Source organism: Pseudomonas sp. DCA-1 (assembly GCF_046523955.1).
GTDB classification, from domain to species: Bacteria; Pseudomonadota; Gammaproteobacteria; order Pseudomonadales; family Pseudomonadaceae; genus Aquipseudomonas; species Aquipseudomonas putida_Y.
Genome location: NZ_CP169881.1, coordinates 5039880 through 5062834, shown reverse-complemented (window position 1 = coordinate 5062834; position 22955 = coordinate 5039880). Strand labels below are relative to the sequence as shown.

The following is a 22955-nucleotide window of genomic DNA, read 5'->3' as shown; positions in this document are numbered from 1 at the left end:
TGAGCGGCTGAGCTTTTCGACCGCCCACAAAAAAGCCCAGCGCTTGGCTGAGCTTTTCTAATCGCCACTCGCGCCAACGAGTGGTTTGTATCTCATCGTCTTGAAGGAGACGAAGCAATGTCGCACCCAAAAAATACCACCACGCCATTACCGGCGCAACTCATCCTCACCAGCGAGACTGGTTTCCTTAGCGCGCCCATCGACAACCGGGGCATTCAACTGCTCGCCGTTGCGCCTGGTGCGAATGCAGAAGACGCCCTGCGTGCAGCCCGCACGCTTTCTTCCGGGTTGAGCCAGATCTGCCAGCACATGCACGACAGCCTGAACATGGGCGAGATGGCGTATTGCGATGGCGCGGCGACTCTCGCGTTTCTGAGCGAGACTGTTAGTGCGCTGATCTGGTCGGTAGAGAAGAGCGTTTCCCGCGCAGCTGCCGGCGGGGTGAGCAATGACTAATCAGCCCACAACGATCGCGCATCCTTTCGCTTCCAGTGGCGCCAGCGAAGTCTTTGAGGCGGTGGCGGGTGTTCCACTTCACGAATCCTTGGATGCATGCACTGATCGCTTGGAAGCGGTTCTTGCTGGTCTCCGCGACCTGATGACTGAACCGACCGTTTCCAACCAAGCCACCTTGATTTACTTCGCCGCCGACGCAGCGCTCGCGCTTTGCTACGCCGCCCATGCCGGTGTAGCTCCAGAGCAGGGAGGTGCTGCATGAGCGCCGACCAGCTTGAGACCATCGCCCAGGACGCTACCTTCCTGGCTCAGTGCGCCATGTGCCAGATCGACTGGCTGCGGGGCGTCTTACATGTGCTTGAAGACCGCCTCAAAACTGCTGGTGATTCGCACGACGCCAACGTGGCCAACCTGGCGATCTACAACGCTGATGACTGGCACAACGGTTTGGACGACCAAGTGGTGACTCTGGAGAAGCGCATCGAGTCGGCAGGCGCGGCGCCACAAAATGCCGTCGATCCAATTCGTGGCGCAACTAACCCTGAGCGCTTGCCGTTGGCTGACTTTGCACGCGGACGGCAGCATGAGGCGGCCATGGATCTCGGTGTTCAACAAGCGGCGATCAGCAAGGCAATCCGCGTTGGGCGGGCTGTTTTCGTAACGCGCATGGCTGACGGCTCGTACAGCGCGACTGAAGAGAAGCCGTTTCCCTCCCCGCGATTCGGAGATGCTGCATGAGCTTGGTAATCATCAAGGACGGCGATGCCGTTACGCCGACCACTGCTATCGCTGCAGGGACCGAGAACGAGCATGCCAGCGTTATCGCTCTTGTGCGTAAGTATCACGACGATCTGTACGAGTTCGGAAGGGTGCGATTCGAGGTAGACCCCTTCGAAACAGCTGGTGGTGTTCAGACGCGAGAGATTGCTCTGCTGACTGAGCCGCAGGCCACGCTGCTGCTCACCTACATGCGCAACACTGAGATTGTCCGGGCCTTCAAGAAAAAGTTGGTTCGTGAGTTCTGGGAGCTTGTGCAGGAGCGCAACCGGGCCAGGTCATCCATGCCGGAGAACTACATCGAGGCGCTGGAGCACCTGCTGGCCTCGAAGCGCTCAGAGCAGCTGGCGCTCGAGCAGCGTGACCATGCGATCGCCACCAAGGCCGAGATCGGCAGCCGGCGTGAAGCCACGGCTATGGCCACTGCTTCCGCAGCGGTCCGTAAGGTCATGCACCTGGAAAACGAGCTGGGTCGAGGCTGCCAGCACGCCACCGTTACGGCGGTGGAGAAAGCCGCCCACCGGAGCTTCGGTAGCCAGGGTTTCCGCCCGCTCAAGAACTGGTGCGACAGCCACGGGGTGTCCGCCCCGAAAGTCCAAGACCCTCGGTTCGGCTGGGTTCGCTCCTGGCCTGCTGCCGCCTGGGCGGCCGTGTACCAAATTGACCTGGCCGACCTGTTCGGCACTGCTGGAGAAGACCAATGACCATGAGGCTCAAAATCGCCGAGAAGATCGCCAGGATCGCACGTAAGCCTGACCACTCGCCGAGGACCATGCTGATCCTGACTCAGCGAATGGTGCGCATCAGCTTGGCCAGGCTGACTGAAATCCGTGCCGAGCGCCGAGTGTTCCGGCGCGAAGCTGCAAAGCTGCAGGGCTATCCGTTTACCCAGCAGCAGATGGATAGGCTCCTGGAGAAATCCCGAACCCATCGCGACGATGACACTCGAGACATCAAGCGGGGCTTGATTGGCATGGGCTATCACCTGATCAAGGATACCGACAACAGCTACGACGCCATTGGATTCGACAGCATCTGCGATCTGCTGAGCATTAACCCTGTGCACCGCCCGATGATTCCAAGCGACGAACGAGGCCTTGCTGGTCTGATCTACATAGCCCGGCTCGAAAACAGCGCCAGCCCCCAGTCTGATCGCTGGGGTGAGGGCGGGCCTCTGTTCGAGGCCTGCTTCATGGCCATGGTGGATTGGATCAAGACGGCCCCCGAGAGTGATCTGCCTGACCTCTTCGGGCCTGGGTCACCCTTTGCTGGCGCTCAGATCGTCCCAGTCAATCCAGGGGAGACTCTGCAATGAGCCCGTCTGCCCCCCAGGCGCTCCCGCAGCGCACTGGCGCCACGATCATCAATGGACCCTGGCCGACCTATGCCCAATTCCGAAGCCTGCCGGAGCGCGAGCGCTGGACGATCTACGAACTGGCCAAGGCCGGGCGTCAGACGATGGAAGACAACGGCTTTGAGATGGCTGAGAGCTACGACGCCTTCGTGCGCCGCGTTTGTGAGGAGCTGCAGCTGTGAGCAAGCCAGTGAACGTGGAAAAAGCTACGCCCACGACGTTCTACGCCAAGCAGGCACCGTACAGCTCACTGAGCAACGATGTGGTGGCCATGATCATCAATCCTGATGCCCTGGCTATCTGGACCTACCTCCAGACCCGATCCAGCGACTGGAAGGTCATTGGTTCACACCTGCAAGACCGGTTCGCAATCGGTCGTGAGCGCTACTCGAAGGCCATGGCTTGTCTCAAGGAGCTGGGGCTGGTCAGCCATGAAGTCGTGCGTGAGGAGGGGTCCGGCAAGGTGCTCGGACGCCGGGTGATCGTCCACTACGAACCGAACCTACAGGTTTCCGAATATTCGGTTAACCGAAGTGTGGGTTTACCGAACTGTGGGCAAACCGACAACTACTTAATAAAGGATTCTATTACTCAATCAATAGAGAAAAAACCAACGGTCGCCGGCGCTCCCGAGCAGGTCGAGTTTGATCGTTTTTGGAAGCTTTACCCGCGCAAGGTCGGCAAGGCCAGTGCCGAGAAGGTTTGGAAGAAGCTCAAAGTGGACGAATCCCTGTTCACCCGCATGTGCACCGCCCTGGCTGCTTGGAGCAAGTCTCCCGACTGGACCAAGGATGGCGGTCAGTTCATCCCGCACGCAGCTACATGGCTGAACGGCAAGCGCTGGGACGACGAGCTTCCAGCTGCTGGCGCGCATCACCAATCCCCACACCTAGATCTGGACCAGATCGACCACGAGGAAGGCCTTGAGCGCCAGCCCGATGGCTCCTACCGCATTGCGAGGCAGTACCCATGAACGACTTCATTCTGAAAACTCAGCGCGCCATCTGCGCTGATCATGGCGGCTACGATGCCAAGCTGGTGGAGCAGTTCACCGGCCCGGCGATTTGGACTGGGTGCCCGCGTTGCGAGTTTGATGCCCGCCACTCTGCCGACCAGGAAGTGCGCCAGCAGGCTGTAGATTTGCTGGATAGCCGGACGACCAACGCGCTGCTGATGGCCAGCAACGTGCAGCCGCGGTTCCGTGGGTTGGGCTTCGAAAGCTACCGCACTGACTTCGCTCCAGACGAGCAGCCTGGCGTACTGGCGCGATGCCGCAACTATGCCGAGAATTTTGACCAGAACTGGGAAGCCGGACGCTCGTTGATCCTGCTGGGCACCATGGGTACCGGGAAAACGCACTTGGCCTCTGCGATCATCCAGGCGGTGATCCAGGCTGATGCCCTTGGCGGTGCCAATGCGCTGTACACCACCGCGTCTGACATCATCCGCAGCGTCAAAGAGACGTTCGGTAAGTCGGGCCGGAGCGAAGCTGAGGTTTACGCTGATCTGTGCAGCTACGACCTGCTGGTGGTGGATGAGGTTGGTGCCCAGCATGGTACCGATTTCGAGCGTCAGGTGATCTTCGAAGTCATCAACGGCCGCTATGGTCGCAAGCTGCCCACCATCATGATCTCGAACCTAAGTCTCCCCGAGGTACGCAAGTTCATCGGAGATCGGGTGGTTGATCGGCTGTGCGACAACGGCGGTGAAGTGCTGGTGCTGCGCTGGAAGTCCGTGCGGGGTGCCGCATGAGTCGCGACCTGTTCAGCATTGAGGCCGAGCACGCCCTACTGGGCGCCCTGATGCTTGATGCTAGCCTGTACGACGATATCACCAGCAATCTGACCACCCAGGACTTCAGCGACCTGGAGAACGCTGCGCTGTATCAGTCGATTTGCAACACCCACGCTGCCGGCTACTCGGTCGACCCGGTTACGGTTGGGTCGCGGTACCCGACGCTGCCCAGCGGCGAGAGCACGATCTACTACGCCGGTACCATCGCCAAGAACACGCCCAGCACGGCGAACTGGAAGGCCTATCTGCGTACGGTATTGGAGCGCTCCACGCTGCGCCGCGTGGTAGAGGTGGCTGAGGTGATACGGGGCAGTGTCCACGACGACAAGCCCGTTGAGGAAGTGATTGCGCTGGCGCAGCAGGCCACCGCAGATCTGCGCAACCTCGACAGCGCAGAGCCTGAGTATCACCGCATCGGCGACGTGCTGCCCGCAGTGATCGACGGCATCGACGCACGGTTCAACGGCACTGTCTCGCGAGGCCTTAGTACAGGCATACCAGATCTGGACAACATCCTGTGCGGTCTTCGACCTGGTCACATGATCGTCGTGGCCGGCCTGCCCGGGTCTGGCAAGACGATCCTCGGCCAGCAGATCGCCCAGCACATCACTGTTTCGCTGGGCCACGCTGGCCTCATGTTCAGTCTGGAAATGACCAAGGAAGAACTGGCCGCGCGGGGCATTGCTTCTCTTGGCGCCGTGAACCTGTCGCGCATCGACGCGGGTAACACCCTGCAGGATGACGACTGGCCGAAGATCACCAGCGCTGTGAGCTTGCTGAATCGCGCCAGGCTGTACGCCAACGACCAGGCCGGCATGACCATGCCTCGCATCCGCTCTATCGCTCGGCAGTGCCAGAAGCGTGAAGGGCTAGATGTGCTGGTGGTGGATTACCTGACTTTAATCGCATCCGAGGGTGGCCAGAACCGCGCCCTTGAAGTGGGCAAGATCAGCACCGCCCTCAAGAACCTGGCCAAGGAGCTCGGTGTGCCGGTGATCGTGTTGGCGCAGCTGAACCGTGGGCCTGCCAACCGTCCCGACAAGCGACCACGCCCGAGCGACCTCCGCGACTCCGGCCAGATCGAGCAGGACGCCGATGCCGTGATCCTTGTGCACCGTGACCCTGACAGCGAGGAAGGCCAGAACGGCGTCACCGAGCTGATAGTGGGCAAGTGCCGCCACGGCAAGCCCGGCACCTGCCTTGTTCAGGCCCAGGGCCAATACGTGCGCTTTGTGCCGTTCGGCGGCCGCTCGCCAAGTGACGACGAGGTCGAGATGGGCCGCGTCGTGAATTTCTCCAAACACCGTAAGGGGAGCAAGCACCATGAAACTTTCTGATCTGTGGCCACGCGCTGGCGCTGGCAAACCTGCAACCCCGGTCGTGTCGGTGGCGGTGACCAAGCGTGCTGGTGCCGGGCAGCCTGTTGCCACTGGCAATACCCCTGCGTCCATCTGCGCCCCGCGCGGGCCTGCTGAGCTGCCCGCCACCCTGGCCGAGTGCGAGGTGCTGGAGGAAGTGTTGTGCCGCGACGCCATCCGCCTGGAGTGCCAGATCGGGCAGGCCAAGGCCAAAGCTGTAACGGAAGGGCAGTACGCCGACGCGAACTGGTACCACCGCGCCAAGGCGGCGCTTAAGCACATCAATCGTGACCGCCAGCGCCTGATGCAGCACATGAAGTCCTTGCGAGTCGAGGCCCGTCGCAACTGTCCGGCTTGGCAGGCCCGCGACAAGGCCATCCTGCGCGAGCTGAATGCCAGGGTGCCGAAGGAGGTATTCGACGAGTGCGTGCGGGTGGTGGACGAGGAATTGGAGATGGTTCGATGAGCAACGTTACTGCGGCACTGCCGCGCAAAAGCCTGACCGCCGTGGAGTGCAAGTTCCTCAAGGTTGGCAACCGCATGTTGCTGGAGCAGACCAATGGCCGGATCGCTTCGGCCGCCCTAATGGACATCGTTGCTGACTGGCACGCCGCCCGCGCCAATGTGGGTTTCGAGCAGTTCGCCAAGGGCTGGATCACCGAAGGCAACGCCAAGAACAAACACGCCGACAAGCTGCTGCGCGAGCTGTTTGGCCTGGACACCGACCCAACGCCCCGGAGGGCTGCATGAAGAAACGCACCTACATGGACAAGCCGCTGGGCGATACCGAATGGCTGCTCGAGCAATGGGGGTTCTGGCGTATGTGCGAGATGGGGGTTCCCCGGTACGTTTCACCGCTCTACGCCCTCATGCGGGACAACGTCCCATCCGTGGGTGGCGCACGACAACATGTGATCACGGACGATCTGGCCCTGGTGGTGGACGGCGCAGTAGCCAGGCTGGTCAAGCGTAATCAGCAGATGGGTGACTTCGTGTGGGCCTACTACGGCTACAAGCACCCAGCTATGCGGGTCGGTCGGGAGGCGGGCATGTCTGAGCGCAAGGCCCGGGAGATCATCAAAGCAGGCGTCGCATGGATTGACTGCGCCCTCGAAGAAATTCGAGAGGCTGCATAAAAAGTTCTATGCGGGCGGATAAACACCTGCTTTCATAGCAGCGTGTCCAGCTTGCAGCGTCACGCAGCACACATAAAACCCGGCCACTGCGTCGGGTTTTTTATTGTGTATCATCTGGTGCTCCGGAAACTCGACAATGCAAGGAGCTCGAAATGACTATTTCTGTGGAACAGGCCCTCCTCGAGGCGGAGAGTCTGTTACCTAAATTTGACATAACAGTGACCCCTATCACCGACAAAGGTGGTCGGCAGCGTCTGCTGGTGGCTATCAAGATAAAGCCGGGCACATTGGACAGCAGAGGTCAAGAGCTTCGAGACGGCTCCTATAGGACTCAAGAAGACATTCCCCTCCACACGAACGGCGTGGAAAAGTCAGATCTGATTGCAGCTGTTGAGAATATGAAGAATTACCTCAGGACCAATGATCTGTCCAACGGTTGGACCAACCTTTTTTAGCTTACGAGTATCATTGAGCAAGCCCTGTCATTAGAGGCGCTTTTTCAGTTCAGCAGTGTGGGGCAGTCTGGTGGATCGCCGGATTTAAGAATCCAAGGTCGTTGGTTCACTTTCAGCTCCTGCATAAATCTTTAAGGCCTCGGCGTTTGCCGGGGCTTTTTCGTTGTCGGCTCCACCACAACCATCGCCCCGAGCTGGGAGTGTTGCTGGGGCCGACCTACTTGAGGGCTCGCCATTTCGGCGGGCCTTTTTCGTTTCAGGAGCATGCCGTGGAAATTCGTGGATATCAGTCCAGTAACTATGTGCCAGGGTTTTCCGGCATCCTCTTCGACTTCAAGACCGGCGCCATTGAGATAAACGGCAGCAGTGTCGCCGTCGGTAGCCTGCCCAGCGAACCGCAAATGGCCACCATCACTGCTGGGCGCTGGGAGGAAAGCGAACTGCCGGCCAATGCACTTGAGCGCTACAAGTTCATCGGTGATCAAGTGATCGCGATCCCGGTCGAGTATCGCGAAAGTGCTGAGTTTTCGACCGAGGATATCTCATTCGACCGCGACGGCTCGGATATCCGGACCACCCTGACTTATCGGCGACCCGAGACTGTTCAGGAAGCCGCAGAGCGGGTTGCTCGTCGGGCCGGATCGAGCGTGATCATCAAGGACGGTGATGTGACCGTCATGTCCGGCGGCAAGGTCGTCTTCAGGCTGGGTCGCCGTATGGATGACGAGCAGTCTACCGAACAGCCATTTGCTGTCGAGGGTGATCAGGTTTTCATCAGCCAGGCTTTCATTGATCAGTTCGCAATCAAAGCGCAAATCGTTGAGGAAGCCAGCGTCCGCGCCTCGGCAGACATGGCTTTGGAGAGCCGCATTTCTGGACTTGAGGCCCGAATCTATCGCAACGACTCCAGTGACGGAGCGTTGCGTGATGCGCTGTCGGACTGGAAGACAGGCACCGCATTGCCGGCAGACCTGTTCCTGACGGCTGCTGATCGATTCGCTGTGAGCATGGAAAAGAATGCGAACGGTCAATACGTCTGCACCGGCATTGGTCTCGGCATCGATCCTGCCCAGGGCGAACCCAAAGGTGGCCAGACCGACATGGAGCAGGCTATCGCGAAGGGCGCTGCCGGCGAGATCCTGCGGTTACTGTCCTCCACGATCAGTGAATCCACGCTCGCTCGGGATCTGCGCGATGAGATCGAAAAGATCGCTGGCCCTGTTGACGCCGTACGTCAGGTCATCCGCGAAGAGCTTCGACCAGGCGGCATGTTGCACCGCGGCTGATGCCAACCCCGCCCGCCTTGAGCGGGTTTCTTTTTTGCGCTCCCCGCAACGGGAGGATTCGAGATGGCCCATATGCCGCCAGAGAAAGACCCATCCTTCTGGGTGCTCGTACTGACAGCCCTGAGAGAAAACGGCCTTGCGATGGGCCTGACGTTTGCCTTGACCTGGCTGCGTATTCAGTACGACGGCAAGGAAACACGCCCAGTCCGCCAGCTCATTGAGGCAACGCTTGGCGCGTTGATCGTGATGGTGGTTGGCCTGACCGTGAAAGAGTTCGGCCTCAGCATCGCCTGGTCGTTCGCCACTGCTGGCTTTGTCGGTGTGCTTGGCGTCGAGCAGGCTCGCCAGCTCGGCAAGCGCTGGGCAGAGCGAAAGGTCGATGGGCCGTGACCCGCGCCACAAAATCAAGATGCGCCGTTTCGTGGCGCGAGGTAGCCAATGATCACCCTAACCGACATCAACCGCCGCCAGCACTACCTGGCCACGACTGCCATTGCCCGCGTGCAGGAGGCTGGCACCAGCTCCCAGTGGCACGGCGTCTGTTCCATCGTCCACACGTTCGATGGCCAGGTGCTGGAGGTACGCGAGCGTGCCGTCGATATCGCCCGCCAAGTCGGAATGCAGCGAGAGGGGTGAGCCATGGCACGTATCACCGCAACTATTGTTTGCCGCCATCGCTGGTGGCTGAAGTACTACCTGGCTGGCGTTCTGCTCGTGTCCCACGTAACCGGTCGCGAGCCTCACCTCGGTCGCGTCATGCGCTGGATTGAGCGCGGCATCGTGGTAGGGGTGCGCTGATGGCCAACAACTCACCCTGGCACCACCTCTACAACACCAAGCGCTGGTATCAGCTGCGCTGGCACCAGTTGCAGGCTGAGCCATTGTGTCGTCGCTGTGCCGCGCAGGGTCGCACTGTTGAGGCCAGGATCGCTGATCACGTCGTCGCGCATCGAGGCGATGAGACGCTGTTCTTTGACGCTGCCAACCTGCAGAGCCTCTGCAAGCAGTGCCACGACAGCGCCAAGCAGCGTGAGGAGAAGACTGGCGTTGTGGTCGGCTGTGACGTCAATGGCCTGCCGATCGACCCCAACCACCACTGGAACCGTCAACGGCGCGACAGATGAGAGCCGATCTCAAAGGGAGTAGGTGTAGCACGCCACAGCCCCTAGGGGAGGGTCAAAAAGTAGTCATTCTCGCCTAGCAAGACCGCCACCGACCCTCTTTACGCAAAAAGCCAGAATTGGAGCCTTTTTTTTGAAGGGCAGAACGCCAGCTCCCACGGCCCAGAAAAAGGTCACCGGAACGTCGCGCCCGGCTCGGGAAAACAAGCGCGAACCCCAGCTCGCCGTCGCATCCTACCAGCCACCGCCGCCTCACATGACAGCGGAGGGCCAGGCCGTGTGGAAAGTTTTCTGCCCTCTCGCTTCCTCGATGGGCGTTCTGGCTGAGGCCGATCTCCAGACCCTGGAGCGCCTGTGCGAGGTTGCCGCCGAGGTGCGGCGACTGACGAACGTCATCGCGGAGGAGGGGCACACCTACACAACCGAGAACGGACTGATCAAGGCGCACCCGGCGGTGGCTATGGCGGCTGACGCTGACCGCCGACTTCTGTCCTACCTAACTCACTTCGGCATGACCCCAGCCGCACGTTCCAAGGTCCAGGCCATTGGCGAACCCCCGAGCAAAGACCCGGAAGACGAGTTCTTCAACTGAGGTCAAGAAGGTTTCCTACGAGGTTGACCCTGTAACCGCCTGGGCCCAAGACGTTCAATCCGGCAAGGTGCTGGCCGGGCCGGATATTCGGAATGCGTGCGGTCGCCACCTGCGTGACCTGGAAGACGGTCCGAAACGTGGACTGGTGTGGGATATCGAGAAAGCGAGCAGGGCGATCCGGTACTTCAGCACGGTGCTCAAGCTCAACGGTGGCGAGCATGAAGGCAAGCCGTTCGTTCTGCTGCCGTGGCAAGCGTTCATTGTGGGCTCGATCTTCGGGTGGTTGGGTGCTGATGGCTTCCGGCGGTTTCGGACGGTGTACATCGAGTCTGGCAAAGGCTCCGGGAAATCACCGCTCGCCGGTGGGATTGGGCTGTATTGCCTGACCTCTGATGGCGAACCGAGGGCCGAGGTATACGCGGCAGCAACGAAGCGTGACCAGGCCATGATCCTGTTCCGCGATGCCGTGGCGATGGTCGATCAGTCGCCGGCCCTGAGCAAGAAGATCAAAAAGTCGGGTCGTGACGAGAAGGTATGGAACCTTGCGTATCTCGCGACCGGCTCGTTCTTCCGACCGATCAGCTCTGACGACGGCCAGTCCGGCCCACGCCCGCACTGTGCACTCATCGACGAGGTGCACGAACACAAGAACAACAAGACCGTTGAGTTCATGCGGGCCGGCACGAAAGGGCGCCGGCAGGCATTGATCCTGATGATCACCAACAGCGGTCACGATCGCACGTCGGTCTGTTACAGCTACCACCAGCTCGGCGTGAACGTCTGCGCGGCCGGTGCAAAAGGCGTGACGAAGCGGCACCGGCACTTCAACGACAGCTTTTTTGCGTTCATCTGCTCCCTTGATAAGGGCGACGACCCGTTCAAGGACGAGAAGTGCTGGGGCAAGGCCAACCCATCACTGGGGCATACGTTCCAGCCGAAGTACCTGCGCGAGCAGGTGACCGACGCGAAAGGGATGCCGGCAAAGGCCAGCACCGTCAGGCGCCTGAACTTCTGCCAGTGGGTCGATGCAGCGAACCCATGGGTCGAGATCGGCACCTGGTTGTCGTGCTGCGCCAAGTTTGATCCGGACAAACTGGCTGGTCAGACTTGCTTCGGTGGCCTGGACCTTTCCGGCAAGCGTGACCTGACAGCGCTGAACCTCTATTTCCCTGAGGCAGGGAAGGCCATCACCGAGTTCTGGACGCCGAAGGACACGTTGCTGGATCGGGCGGCTATCGACGGTGTGCCGTATGAGGTTTGGCTGCAGGACGGCCACATTCATGCGCCTCCCGGCAAGGCAATCAACTACGCCTTCGTGGCCAAGCGCCTGGGTGAGTTGGCAGCGAAGTACGACATCAAGACAGTTGCCTTCGACCCGTACCACATGACTTACCTCGAGGCAGAGCTTGAGGCTCAAGGCATTGAGCTGAACCTGGTGCCTCATGGGCAGGGTTTCCGGCCTGCCCGGGATTCGAACCTGTGGATGACCCACTCCATCGACCTGCTGGAGGACTTGATCCTCACCGGCAAGATCCAGGTACTGGAGAACCCGTGCCTCACCTGGAACGTGGCATCGGCAGTGATGGAGGCGGATGCCCAGGAGAACAGAATCTTCTCGAAGCGGAAGAAGACGGGCCGCATCGACGGCGCTGTTGCCATGGCGATGGCTGTCGGTGCCGCAAACCAGACCGAGGCGAAGCCAGAAAAGAGCCTCTCGGATCACATAACCAAACACGGAATCAGAACCCTATGATCCCTGAACAAGAGGCGCCTCGCGAAGACGGGGTGCCTGCTCTCGCTCGCCTGCGAGAAAGCCTGCCGGATGTGGTCGGCATGGTCGGCTTCGGCCTGCTTGCGCGCGGTCTCTGGGTTGGCTTTGGCGAGGCCGTGTCGCTGTCGGTGTGTGGGGCGATCCTCATGGCACTGTCGGCATATGCCGTCATTCGAGGAGGGAACTGATGTTTAAGGCCCTTCTTGGGAGAAAGAGCAACCCGCTGGCTATCGGCACACCGGAGAAACTGGCGCAGGCCCTAGGCTCTGGCTACGAAACATCGTCGGGTCAGCGCGTGACCACTACCAGCGCTATGCAGCAGCTGGTGGTCTTCAACTGTGTGCGCGTGCTGGCGGAGTCGATAGGCATGCTCCCATGCCGACTGATGAAGCAGACGGAAAAGGTTCGTCTGCCTGCGACCGGTCACCGGCTTTATCCACTGCTGAGCATGGCGCCGAACGGTTACATGACCTCCCAGGAATTCTGGGAAATGCTGGTTGCGTGCCTGTGTCTGCGCGGCAACTTCTACGCCTACAAGGTCGAGGCCCTCGGCAATGTTGTCGAGCTTCTCCCGCTCAATCCCGACATCGTCCAACCGAAACTTAACGACGACTGGACGGTTGAGTACAAGGTCGATTTCAAGACTGGACAGAAAACGCTTTCGCAGAAAGAGATCTGGCACGTCCGGCTGTTCACGCTGGATGGACTGAACGGCCTGAACCCGATCGCCTACGCCCGCCAGACACTTGGGCTTGGCCAGGCAATGGATGCCCATGCCGGCAAGCTGTTCACCAACGGCGCCGTCACCAGCGGGGTACTGCGCACCGAACAGACGCTCACTGACGAAGCATTCGCTCGACTGAAGGAGGAGTTCCAGGGCGAGCACATGGGGGCAGCGAACGCCTACAAACCCATGATTCTGGAGATGGGCCTGGACTGGAAACCCATCAGCCTGAACGCCCAGGACGCCCAGTTCATCGAATCCAAGCGCATGACCGAGGCGCAGCTGTGCGGCCTCTTCCGCGTACCGCCACACCTAGTGGCGAATATGGACAAGATGACGCTCAACAACGTTGAGCAGATGGGCATGAACTTCGTGAACTACTCGCTGGTGCCGATCATCACGCGCGTCGAGCACCGGATTCAGGTCGGCCTGCTCAACGAGAAGGACCGCCTGACCCATTACGCCAAGTTCAATGCCGGCGCGCTGATGCGGGGCGACATGAAGGGGCGGTTCGATGCGTACGCGAAGGGCATTCAGTGGAGCATTTTATGCCCCAACGAATGCCGCGACCTTGAGGACATGAACCCGCGGGAAGGCGGCGATGTGTACCTGACCCCGCTGAACATGACCACCAAACCAGAGGCTGACGACGATGCAGACAAAGCAGCGCCTTGACCTGCCGTTGACCATCAAGTCGGTCAGCGACAGCGGCGAGTTCGAGGGATACGGCTCGGTGTTCGGCGTCGAAGACAGCTACGGAGACGTGGTTGTCCGCGGCGCCTTCGCGGCGAGCTTGGCCAAATGGAAGGAAAAGGGCCGACTGCCGGCGATGCTCTGGCAGCACAACATGAGCGAGCCGATCGGTGTGTACACCGAGATGCGCGAGGACGACGTTGGCCTGTACGTGAAGGGGCAACTGCTGATCGAGGCCGACCCGCTGGCCAAGCGGGCCCACGGCCACATGAAGGCCGGCAGCCTGACCGGTATGTCGATCGGCTACATGCTCGATGACTACGAGTACGACAAGGAAAAGGGCATCTGGCTGCTAAAGGCGATCGACCTGTGGGAGGTTTCCCTGGTCACCTTCCCGGCCAACGATGAGGCCCGGATCACCGACGTGAAATCTCTGCTGGCCCGCGGCGAAACCCCGCCGCCCAGCAAAGTGGAGCGAGCCCTGCGAGAGGTAGGGTTTTCTGGCTCCCAGGCCAAGGCCTTCATGGCCAAAGGCTACGGCGCAGTTTCACCGCGAGAGGCGGGTGCCGAAGAAGCACTTCAATCCCTGAAATCCCTTTTGGACAAAATGTAAGGAGCCTCTCATGGCTGTGGAAAAGAAAGACATCGACGACGTTGCCGAAGCCCTCGGCGCGAAGTTCGAAGAGTTCAAGAAGAACAACGACAAACGCATCGATGGCCTGGAGGCCGAGAAGGGCAAACTCTCTGGCCAGGTCGATAGCCTGAACGAGAAGCTGGGCGAGCTCGACGAGCTCAAGACGGCGCTCGAGAAGGAGCTGGCGGAACTCAAGCGCCCCGATGGCTCTGGCACCAAAGCTGCCAGCGAGCACAAGACCGCTTTCATGCAGTTCGTTCGCAAGGGGGTCGATACCGGCCTGGGCGACCTGCAGGCCAAGGCGCTGCAGATCGGCAATGACGCTGACGGCGGCTACGCGGTGCCGGAAGAGCTGGATCGCAGCATCATCGAACTGCTGAAGGACACCTCGCCGATGCGCCAGGTGTGCAACCAGATCACCGTGGGCACCCCTGACTACAAGCGTCTGGTCAGTCTGGGTGGCGCTGGTTCTGGCTGGGTTGGCGAGACCGCAGCCCGTCCTGCGACCGGCACCCCGACTCTGGGCCAGATCGCCGCCTTCATGGGCGAGATCTACGCCAACCCGCAGGCAACCCAGACCAGCCTGGATGACATTTTCTTCAATGCTGAGGCCTGGCTGAACAGTGAGGTGGCCCGCGAATTCTCCGAGAAGGAGGGCGCCGCCTTCACCAGCGGCGATGGCGTGAACAAGCCGAAGGGCTATTTGGCTTACGAGCTGGTTGCCGAAAGCGACAAAGTCCGTGCCTTTGGCAAGTTGCAGAAGCTGATCTCCGGCACTGCGGGCGCCTTCACCGGTGACAACATCATCGACCTGATTCACTCGCTCAAGGCGGCCTATCGCACCAACGCCCGGTTCATGATGACCAATCTGACCGTGGCCTATGTCCGTAAGCTGAAGGACAGCCAGGGCAACTACCTCTGGCGCCCAGGCCTCGAAGCTGACAAGCCATCCACCCTGCTGGGTTACGGCATTGTCGAAAACGAGGATGTGCCAGACGTGGCCGCCGATGCCAACGCCATCTCGTTCGGGGACTTCAAGCGCGGCTACACCATCGTCGACCGTATCGGCACCCGCGTGCTGCGCGACCCCTACACCAACAAGCCGTACGTTGGTTTCTACACCACCAAGCGCGTCGGCGGCATGCTCGTCGACTCCCAGGCGATCAAGGTTCTGACCCTGAGCGCTGCCTGATCGAGCGGGCGCCTTCGGGCGCCCACTCTGGAGGATTTATGCCAATCATTTCCGTGAAGAAGGCGTTCCCGTTCGCTGTCGACGGCAACCAGGTGGTTGAGATCCAGACGGGCGAGCAGGAAGTGTCGGAGCGCTGCGCCCTGGTTGCGGTCGAGCACCTTGGCGTGGCCGAGTACCTGGACGGCTCTGGCCCTCCTGAGAGCGATCCGCTCAAGATGAAGGTGCCAGAGCTGAAGGAATGGCTGACGGCCAAAGGCATCGCTTTCGAGCCGGGCGCGAAGAAGGAAGAACTGCAGGCCCTGGTGCCGAGCAATGATTGACCTCGCCACCGTGAAGGCGCACCTGCGGGCTGATGGCGACGAGGAGGACAGCCTAATTCAAGGTTATATCGAAGCCGCCATCAGTACCTTCGAGCTGTGGACGAACCGCCGTCTGATTGCCGAGGGCGAGGCCTTGCCTGATCCTGCAGGGAATGCGCTGATCATCACCAAGGCAATACGCCAAGGGGCGCTTCTGCTGATCGGCCACTGGTATGCAAACCGCGAGGCTGTGGCTACCGGCACCATCGCTACCGAGCTGCCGCTTGCTACCAATGCGCTTTGGCGACCGCATCGCTGGGTGAATTTATGAGAGCCGGACCAATGCGGCACCGCTGCCGAGTGTTCAAGCCACACAGGGAGCAGAACCTCTCAGGCGGTTTCACAGAGACCTGGGTAGAGGTCGGCGAAGTCTGGGCAGAGGTCGCCATGCCCACCGGCAGGGTTTCGCCTGTCGCCGAGCAACTGCAGGCGGTTATCAGCGCCGAGATCCGGATCCGCCCACGCTCGGACATCGTCGCCGGTTGGAGGCTGGCCGAGAAACGCACAGGCATGACCTACTTGGTCGAGGCTCCACTACTCAACAACGAACGGGACATGCTGCGGCTACTGTGCTCCAGCGTCCCCAACCCATGAGGTGAACCATGAAAATTCGAGCATTGGGCCCGCTGACGGGCGCCTCTGGCGAGCGCGAGAAGGGCGAAGAGTTCGATGTAGCCAAGGAATACGGCGAGGGACTGATTGCCCGCGGCTATGCCGAGGCAGTGGAAGAGAAGACCGCCAAGCCGGCGAAGGCCGACCAGTCCAAGGAGTAAGCCATGGCCCGCCGGTCCAGCATTCGCGGTGATATCCGGCTACGCCGGACGCTGCGCAACATCCACCGGACGATGGACAACGAGCTTCAGCCGGCGATGTTGGAGGCGGCAAACCGTATTTTGGAGACGCAGCGGCAGCTGATGCCGAAGGATACCGGTGCTGCCGCCGCCGCGCTAAAGGTGTACGTCTCGCCAAGCGGCCTGGACGCGCAGGTCGGCATACGCGGCAAGCGCGACAACCGGCGGTTCTTCTACTTGCGCTTCATCGAATACGGCACCAAGGGTTATACCGGTGGCAAACGGGCCGGAGATCGAAATCGGCGCGTCACCAACAAGAGCGATGGTACGCACTTCTTTGGCAAGTACCCGGATATCCCGGCCAGGCCGGCGCATCCGTGGCTTCGCCCATCGATAGACGTTAACCGGGAGTATGTGATGGCCGACATCGAAGCGGCCGTGCAGCGCACATTGCGCAAGGCGAGCCAGGGGGTAGGCAATGGCTGATCCATCGCTGGCCTTGCAGGAAGCCGTCTTTGCCAGGCTGCAGGCTGAGGTGAGCTGCCCGATTTACGACGGTGCGGACATCAATACCCCAATGCCTTATGTGTCGATCGACCGTGAGGTCTCGGTCAACAGTACCCCGATCTCAGGTCGCAAGCGCGAAACTCGCCTGCTGTACCTGTCGGTCTGGTCCGGTGCCGTTGGCCAGGCAGAGGTGAAACGCATCAACGCCGAAGTCATCGCTGCTCTGGACGAGCGCCGGCTGCCGCTGGAGGTGGGCCGCGCTGTATCCGTCAGGGTCGAGCAGGTCGACGCCCAGCGCGATGCCGACGGGATTACTTACCAGGGCTCGATCACCGTCCGTGTGATCACCACCCACTGAATTACCTACCGGCCGCGCAGCGGCTTTATCCAATGCCATTTGGAGGAACCCCCATGGCCGATGACAACCTCAACACCGCCGCCGGCTGCCGGCTGGCGTTCGGCGGCAAGACCGCCCCAGCTTCCCTTGCCGAGTACGAGGCCGACACCTATGTCCAAGTTGGCGAGATCGAAGACCTGGGCGAGTTCGGTGACACGTTCAGCGCCGTGAACTTCACTGCCTTGAGCGACGGCCGCGTGCGCAAGTACAAGGGCACCGCCGACGCCGGCAACATGACCCTGGCGGTCGGCTTGGACGCAGGCGATGCTGGCCAGAAAGCGGTGGCGGTCGCACACAAGGACCGCACCAAGGGCAACTACAACGTCAAGATCACGCTCAACGACGGCGATCCGACCGCCACCCCCGCCATCCTGCCCACCACCTTCTACTTCGGTGTGAAGGTGATGAACAACACCGTGGCTGCAGGTTCGGCTGACAACGTGGTGCGCCGCAACATGACGTTCGCGACCAACACCGACATCATCGAAATCCCGGCCGGCCCGGCTGTCTCTTGATCGGCGGGGCTGAGCCCCGTCCTTTACTGCGAGAACCCGAATGAGCGAAGCCTTGTACGGCACCGTCACAATCGTGATCGGTGGCCGCAGCTACACCCTCAAGCCCACCCTGGACGCGGCATTGCTCATCGAATCCCGCTTCGGTGGGCTGCGTGCGGCGCTGGAATCCATGAGGCTGATGAGCATCGCCGCCTGTGCGGACATCATCATCGCCGGCGCCAATCTCAAGCCCGACGAGCACGCGGTCATCGCGGGCGATGTGTTCCGCACGGGCGTGGCCAAGGTGTCGGGGCAGCTGACCGACTTCATCACCGTGCTGCTCAACCCGGTACCGCCGAGCGTGGCCGCCCGGGGAAAGGACGAGGCGGCCAGCACAGCGCAGTAAAGAACGGGAGCTACGTGGACTACCTGTTCGGCGTGGCTACCGGCTGGCTTGGCTGGCCGCCCGATACCGCGTGGCACACCCCGATCCCACACATCATGCTCGCGCTCGATGCCCGGCTCGATTGGACAGGGCGTGGCCAGACACAAGGCCAGGCTATCGCCGCGAAACCACCGACCCGGCAGGGCGTGGCGGAAAAATTGAAAAGCTTCCTGCGAGGGCGGCCCAAACAGTAGACAGCGTGCCGCCTCCGGGCGGCTTTTTTTTTGTGCTTGGAGATTTGCATGGCCGACCAACAAGTCCAAGGGATGCTGGTCCAGATCGAGGCCACCACGGCGCAGCTGCGCCGCGAGCTGGCAAGCGCTGACCAGGTGGTGGCGCGCACCTCGCAGTCGATCGACCGCAACCTGGCTCAGGTCGACTCCGCGTTCGACAGTGCCGGAGGTGCTGCGCAGCAGGCCGGTGTGCTCATTCGCGGCGCCTTCGCCGCTGTGGCCGGTGCCGGCATTATCGGCAGCATCATCAAGCAGGTCGACGCCTATGGGCAGATGTCTGATCGGATGAAGGCTGCCGCTGGTAGTGCTGGCGAATACCAGACGGTGCAGGAACACCTGCTGCGCACCGCACAGGAAACCTACCGACCCCTGGCCGAGGCGCAAGAGCTTTACATCCGTACCGCCGATGCGATGCGCAGCCTGGGCTATGACACCCAGCAGACCCTCGACATCACCGACAGCTTCAGTTTCCTGCTTGTGACGAACGCCGCGTCGGCCGACAAAGCCGGTTCTGCGCTTGGCGCTTACTCCAAGGCTCTGCAGACCGGAAAAGTCGAGGCCGATGGCTGGGTATCGATTCAGGAAGCGATGCCAACGATCGTCGGAGCGATCGCTTCGGCCACCGGCAAGAGCGCTGAGGAGATCCGCAAGCTCGGCGTGGAAGGCAAGCTGTCCCTGGAGACCATCAACACCGGGCTCCTGCGCACTGTTGAGGCCAACCGAAAGGCTGCGGCCGACATGTCTACCAGCGTACAGGATGCCTTGGTGAACATCGGCAACGCCGTTCAGACCTTCTTGGGAGGTATGGAAGAGCAGACCGGTGCTGTTGCGGGCCTGTCGAGCGTGCTGATTGCCTTGGCGGACAACGTTGACCTGGTCGCGGTGGCCATGGGCGGCGTGGGCGTTGCAGCCCTGACCAACTATGTGGCGAAGTCCGGGCTGGCCGTGAAGGCTGCGCTGGCCGACAGGGCGGCTCGTATCGCTCAGGCTGAGGCCGTGGTGCAGGCGGCTCTCGCCGATCAACGCAAGGCCGAGACCGCAACCATTCTTGCCGCCCGCGAGGCTGCTGCGGCGCGCGGCACTGCGGTACAGACGCAGATGTCTATCCAGCTGGCCCAGGCGCGGCAGCGCGAAGCGGCCGCTACTGCTGCGGTAGCAACTGCACAGGCTGGTCTTCGCACCGTCAGTGCAGGGCTCCTCAGCGTCCTGGGTGGGCCTATGGGGCTTGCCCTGTTGGCCGGCACGGCGGCTGCCAGCTTTCTGCTGCTGAGCAACAACGCCGATCAGGCGGGCGTCAGCCTGGAAGACCTGCACAAGCCGGTTGCCCAGCTGCGGGAGGAGTTCTCAAAGCTCAACAAGGACCAGCGCGAAGCATCGCTGGTCAAGTGGCAGCAGGAGCAGGTCACTGCGACCGACAAGGTCAAGGACGCCTATGGCGACCTTGCCCAGTCCATTCGTTCTGCCGTGGTTACCGCGCCTGCGCGCGACTCTGGCGGTCAGTACAACCGACAGCTGGCTGAGTACCAGGGCCTGGTTGATCGTCTCAATGAAGCGCGGTCGGCAGGCGAGGGGCTTTCGCCGATCCTGCAAGAGGTCGGTAACCGGCTTCAGTTGCCGGCCGGCACGGTGCAGCAGTGGATCACCCAGGCCGGCGCGGTCAGCGATGCCGACCAGCGTTCAGGCCTGATCGCGGAAACGCTTAGGGTGCTCACCGGCGTCACCGAGGAAAACACCTCGGCCACCCAAGCCAACAACGCCGCGAAAGCTGGCATGAGCTCGGCGGGACAGACCTATCTTGAAACGCTGCAGAAGCAGCTGGCCGGACTACAGGACAATGGCGATGCCACCAAGGCCGCCAACCGCTACATCGCGGAAAACACCGACCTCACCGAAACCGATCGCCAAGCGATTCTATCGGCGGCCAGTGCGATCGAGTCGCAGAAGAAGGCCAACAAGGATGCCACCGAAGGTACGAAGGATCGCACCAAGGCCCTGAAGGATGAGATCAAGGCCCTCGACGCGATCATTGACCGGGCCCTGCCGGAGAAGAAGCGGCTCGTCGACCTAGCAGAAGGTGTGCAAGGCCTGCGTAAAGCTCAGGCCGCCGGCAAGATCACCGCTGCCGAGATGGAGCTCGGCATCAAAAACCTGAACACTGCGTACGCCGATACGACCATCCAGAAGCGGGCAGAAGAAGAGAAGAAGCTGGCGGAGATCCGGCGTAACAGCGCCGAGGCCTACCGTAAGGCCATGGAGGTGGTGCTTCAGGCCCGCCAGGACGCCATCAACGCAGATGTGTCAGGCGTTGGAATGGGGGACGATGAGCGCGAGCAGGCCGACCGGCTCAACGCGGTTCGCCAGAAGTACGCCGAATCGCGCCGGCAGCTGGAGGAGCAGCAGGAAGACGTCAGCCGGCGCCTGAGCCAATCGGCCTACGAGGAGCGGCTGGCCGACCTGGCCGACTACCAGGCCCGCGAGCTGCAGATGGAGGTCGACGGTTTCGAAGCAAGGCTGCAGGCCCAGCGGGACTACCGCAACGGCGCCAAACGAGCCTGGGCCAACATTCAGGCAGATGCCGCGAACGTCGCGGGCGCAACCGATGACATGCTCACCACCGGATTCAATTCGGCTCGGGACGCCGTGGCCGATTTTGCGATGACGGGGAAGGCCAACTTCAAGGACTTCGCCACCAGTGTGATTTCGGACATGGCCAGAATAGCCAGCCAACAGGCTGCCAGCTCGCTGCTGAGTGGGCTGGTTGGCCTGGGCGTGTCTGCGGTCGGCAGCTATTTCGGCGGCGGGTCCGGTAACGGCATGACGCCTGGTTCTGCGGGTGCCGTCTCGTCGAACCTTGGTGCGACTCAGGCTGGCTATGGCAGCGCGTACATCCGCCAGGCGCTGGGCGGCGCTTGGTCTGGAGGCGTGCAGTTGTTCGCCAAGGGCGCCGGGTTCGCCACCAACAACATTTTGAACACGCCGACCATGTTCGGCATGGGCAATGGCGGCCTGGGCGTGGCCGGCGAGGCCGGGCCTGAGGCAATCATGCCGCTGGCCAGAGGCTCGGACGGATCACTTGGCGTTCAGGTCGTTGGCGGCAATGGCGGCGGTTCCACGGTGGTTCAGCTAAACGTGCCGGTTTCGGTGAACGTTGAAGACCGGAGCGCTGACGGCATGGAGCTGGACAGCGCCGCGCTTCAGCAGAATCTTCAGCAGCAGATGCAGGGAGTGGCCGAGCGAGCCATTGCCGCTTCCTGGCGCGCCGGCGGCGTGAGCTATCGAAATAGTAACGGGAGACGCTGATGGCGATCGAAACCTTCACCTGGACGCCAGATGATGAGGCGAGCGGTGACAGCACCTTGCGCACCCGCAAATCACAGTTCGGTGACAACTACGCCCAGGTGTCCACTGATGGTCTGAACGCTGAGTCTGACAGCTGGGCGCTGTCGTTCGGCGGTCTGGCTGACGAGGTCGCGCCTATCCTGGCGTTCATCCGGCGGCACCGGGGCGCCACGTCCTTTCTTTGGACGAACCCCGAGGGTGTTCTGGGGCTGTACCGGTGCGAGACGTTCCGGCAGCAGCGAAAGCCGGGCGGTGTGGCGGTGCTGACAGCCACCTTTGAACGAGCATTTCATCCATGAGCTTGATTACTCAGTTGCAGAAGCTGGAACCGGGCGCAGAAATCCTGTTGTTCGAGCTGGACGGCTCCGACTTCGGAGCGGACATGCTGCGCTTCCATGGGCACGCAATACCGCACACACCCGGGGAGCTTGCAGCGGCTGGCGCGAACGCCGACCAGTTACCGGCTAAGTCGATCTGGTGGCAGGGCAACGAGTATGGCGCTTGGCCCATGCAGATCGAGGGCATCGAAGCGAACTCGGACGGTACCGCCGTGCGCCCAACGCTGACGGTTGGCAACGTCAACGGTAGGATCACGGCGCTGTGCGTGGCCTTCGACAACCTGCTCGAGTTCAAGCTGACCATGCGCCACACGATGGCGCGATACCTGGATGCGGTGAATTTTCCGGCTGGCAACCCGGATGCCGACCCGACCGAGGAAGCCATCGAGGTCTGGTACATCGACCAAAAGGTGTCCGAGAACGGCTCCACTGTGTCTTGGGAGCTGGCCAGCCCGGGCGACGTGGGCGGGGAGACGATCGGCCGACAGATGACCCAGCTATGCCACTGGGCCATGACCGCCGGCTATCGTGGTCCGAACTGCGGATACACCGGACCCTACTACGACTTGGACGGCAACCCAACGGATGACCCGGTCAGGGACCAGTGCAACGGTTGCCTGGACTCAGGCTGCACCGTCCGCTTTGGCCAGGGCAACCAACTGCCCTTTGGCGGCTTCCCGGCCGTCTCCCTCATCGCACGGAGCTGAAC

36 protein-coding genes are annotated in these 22955 nt (G+C 61.5%); all 36 read left to right on the top strand.

From position 1 onward, the window contains the following. Positions 1-117 precede the first annotated feature (117 nt). The 36 genes from ACE4QZ_RS23920 to ACE4QZ_RS23745 all read left to right on the top strand — a co-directional run bounded on the left by ACE4QZ_RS23920 (position 118) and on the right by ACE4QZ_RS23745 (position 22953). Positions 118-456, top strand: a complete 339-nt coding sequence (locus tag ACE4QZ_RS23920; RefSeq protein ID WP_410480216.1) for a hypothetical protein — start codon at positions 118-120, stop codon at positions 454-456. Beyond that, on the top strand, positions 449-718 hold the full coding sequence (locus ACE4QZ_RS23915) for a hypothetical protein (RefSeq protein WP_410480215.1): 270 nt from the start codon (positions 449-451) through the stop codon (positions 716-718). Before ACE4QZ_RS23920 ends, ACE4QZ_RS23915 begins: the two co-directional genes overlap by 8 nt. Then, entirely contained in the window at positions 715-1194 is a 480-nt protein-coding gene (locus ACE4QZ_RS23910) for a Cro/CI family transcriptional regulator (RefSeq protein WP_410480214.1), read from the top strand. Before ACE4QZ_RS23915 ends, ACE4QZ_RS23910 begins: the two co-directional genes overlap by 4 nt. After that, complete coding sequence (locus ACE4QZ_RS23905) at positions 1191-1937, top strand: Rha family transcriptional regulator (RefSeq protein WP_410480213.1); 747 nt, start codon at positions 1191-1193, stop codon at positions 1935-1937. The genes ACE4QZ_RS23910 and ACE4QZ_RS23905 overlap by 4 nt, the downstream gene beginning before the upstream one ends. After that, positions 1934-2548, top strand: a complete 615-nt coding sequence (locus tag ACE4QZ_RS23900) for a hypothetical protein (RefSeq protein ID WP_410480212.1) — start codon at positions 1934-1936, stop codon at positions 2546-2548. Before ACE4QZ_RS23905 ends, ACE4QZ_RS23900 begins: the two co-directional genes overlap by 4 nt. Next, positions 2545-2769, top strand: a complete 225-nt coding sequence (locus ACE4QZ_RS23895; protein ID WP_410480211.1) for a hypothetical protein — start codon at positions 2545-2547, stop codon at positions 2767-2769. Before ACE4QZ_RS23900 ends, ACE4QZ_RS23895 begins: the two co-directional genes overlap by 4 nt. Beyond that, entirely contained in the window at positions 2766-3560 is a 795-nt protein-coding gene (locus tag ACE4QZ_RS23890) for a hypothetical protein (protein ID WP_125923301.1), read from the top strand. The genes ACE4QZ_RS23895 and ACE4QZ_RS23890 overlap by 4 nt, the downstream gene beginning before the upstream one ends. Further along, positions 3557-4339: an ATP-binding protein gene (locus ACE4QZ_RS23885; protein WP_410480210.1), complete on the top strand. Its 783-nt coding sequence runs from the start codon at positions 3557-3559 to the stop codon at positions 4337-4339. The genes ACE4QZ_RS23890 and ACE4QZ_RS23885 overlap by 4 nt, the downstream gene beginning before the upstream one ends. Beyond that, on the top strand, positions 4336-5718 hold the full coding sequence (locus tag ACE4QZ_RS23880; RefSeq protein ID WP_410480209.1) for a replicative DNA helicase: 1383 nt from the start codon (positions 4336-4338) through the stop codon (positions 5716-5718). Before ACE4QZ_RS23885 ends, ACE4QZ_RS23880 begins: the two co-directional genes overlap by 4 nt. Then, complete coding sequence (locus ACE4QZ_RS23875; RefSeq protein ID WP_410480208.1) at positions 5705-6205, top strand: hypothetical protein; 501 nt, start codon at positions 5705-5707, stop codon at positions 6203-6205. Before ACE4QZ_RS23880 ends, ACE4QZ_RS23875 begins: the two co-directional genes overlap by 14 nt. Continuing rightward, the gene (locus ACE4QZ_RS23870) at positions 6202-6489 is read left to right on the top strand and encodes a hypothetical protein (protein ID WP_137188533.1); all 288 of its coding nucleotides are present in this window, start codon (positions 6202-6204) and stop codon (positions 6487-6489) included. Before ACE4QZ_RS23875 ends, ACE4QZ_RS23870 begins: the two co-directional genes overlap by 4 nt. After that, positions 6486-6875 (top strand): antiterminator Q family protein, encoded by a 390-nt coding sequence (locus ACE4QZ_RS23865; protein WP_103444127.1) that lies wholly within the window; start codon positions 6486-6488, stop codon positions 6873-6875. Before ACE4QZ_RS23870 ends, ACE4QZ_RS23865 begins: the two co-directional genes overlap by 4 nt. A 152-nt stretch (positions 6876-7027) precedes the next feature. Then, the gene (locus tag ACE4QZ_RS23860) at positions 7028-7330 is read left to right on the top strand and encodes a hypothetical protein (RefSeq protein ID WP_103444128.1); all 303 of its coding nucleotides are present in this window, start codon (positions 7028-7030) and stop codon (positions 7328-7330) included. 269 nt (positions 7331-7599) lie between these two features. Continuing rightward, a complete protein-coding gene (locus ACE4QZ_RS23855) occupies positions 7600-8616 on the top strand; it encodes a hypothetical protein (RefSeq protein WP_103444129.1) in 1017 nt (338 codons plus the stop codon). 63 nt (positions 8617-8679) lie between these two features. Continuing rightward, positions 8680-9006, top strand: coding sequence for a phage holin family protein (locus tag ACE4QZ_RS23850; protein WP_103444130.1), 327 nt, complete (start codon positions 8680-8682; stop codon positions 9004-9006). A gap of 48 nt (positions 9007-9054) precedes the next feature. After that, positions 9055-9252 carry a hypothetical protein gene (locus tag ACE4QZ_RS23845; protein WP_101196100.1) on the top strand — a complete coding sequence of 66 codons (198 nt, stop codon included), beginning with the start codon at positions 9055-9057 and terminating at the stop codon, positions 9250-9252. A 3-nt stretch (positions 9253-9255) separates the two neighbouring features. Beyond that, positions 9256-9414, top strand: coding sequence for a hypothetical protein (locus ACE4QZ_RS23840; RefSeq protein ID WP_181004838.1), 159 nt, complete (start codon positions 9256-9258; stop codon positions 9412-9414). Then, positions 9414-9740, top strand: coding sequence for an HNH endonuclease (locus ACE4QZ_RS23835; protein ID WP_101196099.1), 327 nt, complete (start codon positions 9414-9416; stop codon positions 9738-9740). Before ACE4QZ_RS23840 ends, ACE4QZ_RS23835 begins: the two co-directional genes overlap by 1 nt. A gap of 130 nt (positions 9741-9870) precedes the next feature. After that, positions 9871-10329 (top strand): phage terminase small subunit P27 family, encoded by a 459-nt coding sequence (locus ACE4QZ_RS23830; protein WP_177433146.1) that lies wholly within the window; start codon positions 9871-9873, stop codon positions 10327-10329. Further along, the gene (locus ACE4QZ_RS23825) at positions 10283-12082 is read left to right on the top strand and encodes a terminase large subunit (RefSeq protein ID WP_101196098.1); all 1800 of its coding nucleotides are present in this window, start codon (positions 10283-10285) and stop codon (positions 12080-12082) included. The genes ACE4QZ_RS23830 and ACE4QZ_RS23825 overlap by 47 nt, the downstream gene beginning before the upstream one ends. Beyond that, positions 12079-12288, top strand: a complete 210-nt coding sequence (locus tag ACE4QZ_RS23820; RefSeq protein ID WP_101196097.1) for a hypothetical protein — start codon at positions 12079-12081, stop codon at positions 12286-12288. Before ACE4QZ_RS23825 ends, ACE4QZ_RS23820 begins: the two co-directional genes overlap by 4 nt. Then, positions 12288-13499 carry a phage portal protein gene (locus ACE4QZ_RS23815; RefSeq protein ID WP_103444131.1) on the top strand — a complete coding sequence of 404 codons (1212 nt, stop codon included), beginning with the start codon at positions 12288-12290 and terminating at the stop codon, positions 13497-13499. Before ACE4QZ_RS23820 ends, ACE4QZ_RS23815 begins: the two co-directional genes overlap by 1 nt. After that, complete coding sequence (locus ACE4QZ_RS23810; RefSeq protein WP_103444132.1) at positions 13477-14130, top strand: HK97 family phage prohead protease; 654 nt, start codon at positions 13477-13479, stop codon at positions 14128-14130. Before ACE4QZ_RS23815 ends, ACE4QZ_RS23810 begins: the two co-directional genes overlap by 23 nt. A 10-nt stretch (positions 14131-14140) precedes the next feature. Next, complete coding sequence (locus tag ACE4QZ_RS23805; RefSeq protein WP_103444133.1) at positions 14141-15343, top strand: phage major capsid protein; 1203 nt, start codon at positions 14141-14143, stop codon at positions 15341-15343. A 38-nt stretch (positions 15344-15381) separates the two neighbouring features. After that, positions 15382-15663 carry a HeH/LEM domain-containing protein gene (locus ACE4QZ_RS23800; RefSeq protein ID WP_258035613.1) on the top strand — a complete coding sequence of 94 codons (282 nt, stop codon included), beginning with the start codon at positions 15382-15384 and terminating at the stop codon, positions 15661-15663. Then, a complete protein-coding gene (locus ACE4QZ_RS23795; RefSeq protein WP_103444134.1) occupies positions 15656-15973 on the top strand; it encodes a head-tail connector protein in 318 nt (105 codons plus the stop codon). Before ACE4QZ_RS23800 ends, ACE4QZ_RS23795 begins: the two co-directional genes overlap by 8 nt. Beyond that, positions 15970-16296: a phage head closure protein gene (locus ACE4QZ_RS23790; protein ID WP_103444135.1), complete on the top strand. Its 327-nt coding sequence runs from the start codon at positions 15970-15972 to the stop codon at positions 16294-16296. The genes ACE4QZ_RS23795 and ACE4QZ_RS23790 overlap by 4 nt, the downstream gene beginning before the upstream one ends. A gap of 8 nt (positions 16297-16304) precedes the next feature. Further along, positions 16305-16475 carry a hypothetical protein gene (locus ACE4QZ_RS23785; RefSeq protein WP_181004839.1) on the top strand — a complete coding sequence of 57 codons (171 nt, stop codon included), beginning with the start codon at positions 16305-16307 and terminating at the stop codon, positions 16473-16475. A gap of 3 nt (positions 16476-16478) precedes the next feature. Next, positions 16479-16979 (top strand): HK97 gp10 family phage protein, encoded by a 501-nt coding sequence (locus ACE4QZ_RS23780; protein ID WP_028698313.1) that lies wholly within the window; start codon positions 16479-16481, stop codon positions 16977-16979. Continuing rightward, complete coding sequence (locus ACE4QZ_RS23775; RefSeq protein ID WP_028698312.1) at positions 16972-17358, top strand: DUF3168 domain-containing protein; 387 nt, start codon at positions 16972-16974, stop codon at positions 17356-17358. Before ACE4QZ_RS23780 ends, ACE4QZ_RS23775 begins: the two co-directional genes overlap by 8 nt. A gap of 53 nt (positions 17359-17411) precedes the next feature. Further along, the gene (locus tag ACE4QZ_RS23770) at positions 17412-17912 is read left to right on the top strand and encodes a hypothetical protein (RefSeq protein WP_410480207.1); all 501 of its coding nucleotides are present in this window, start codon (positions 17412-17414) and stop codon (positions 17910-17912) included. 40 nt (positions 17913-17952) lie between these two features. Continuing rightward, a complete protein-coding gene (locus ACE4QZ_RS23765; protein WP_021784896.1) occupies positions 17953-18297 on the top strand; it encodes a hypothetical protein in 345 nt (114 codons plus the stop codon). A gap of 14 nt (positions 18298-18311) precedes the next feature. Continuing rightward, positions 18312-18530, top strand: a complete 219-nt coding sequence (locus ACE4QZ_RS23760) for a hypothetical protein (protein WP_050439958.1) — start codon at positions 18312-18314, stop codon at positions 18528-18530. A gap of 48 nt (positions 18531-18578) precedes the next feature. Continuing rightward, a complete protein-coding gene (locus ACE4QZ_RS23755; protein ID WP_410480206.1) occupies positions 18579-21869 on the top strand; it encodes a phage tail tape measure protein in 3291 nt (1096 codons plus the stop codon). Beyond that, positions 21869-22207, top strand: a complete 339-nt coding sequence (locus ACE4QZ_RS23750) for a phage tail protein (RefSeq protein WP_021784893.1) — start codon at positions 21869-21871, stop codon at positions 22205-22207. Before ACE4QZ_RS23755 ends, ACE4QZ_RS23750 begins: the two co-directional genes overlap by 1 nt. Then, positions 22204-22953 (top strand): phage minor tail protein L, encoded by a 750-nt coding sequence (locus ACE4QZ_RS23745; RefSeq protein ID WP_103444138.1) that lies wholly within the window; start codon positions 22204-22206, stop codon positions 22951-22953. Before ACE4QZ_RS23750 ends, ACE4QZ_RS23745 begins: the two co-directional genes overlap by 4 nt. Positions 22954-22955 lie beyond the last annotated feature (2 nt).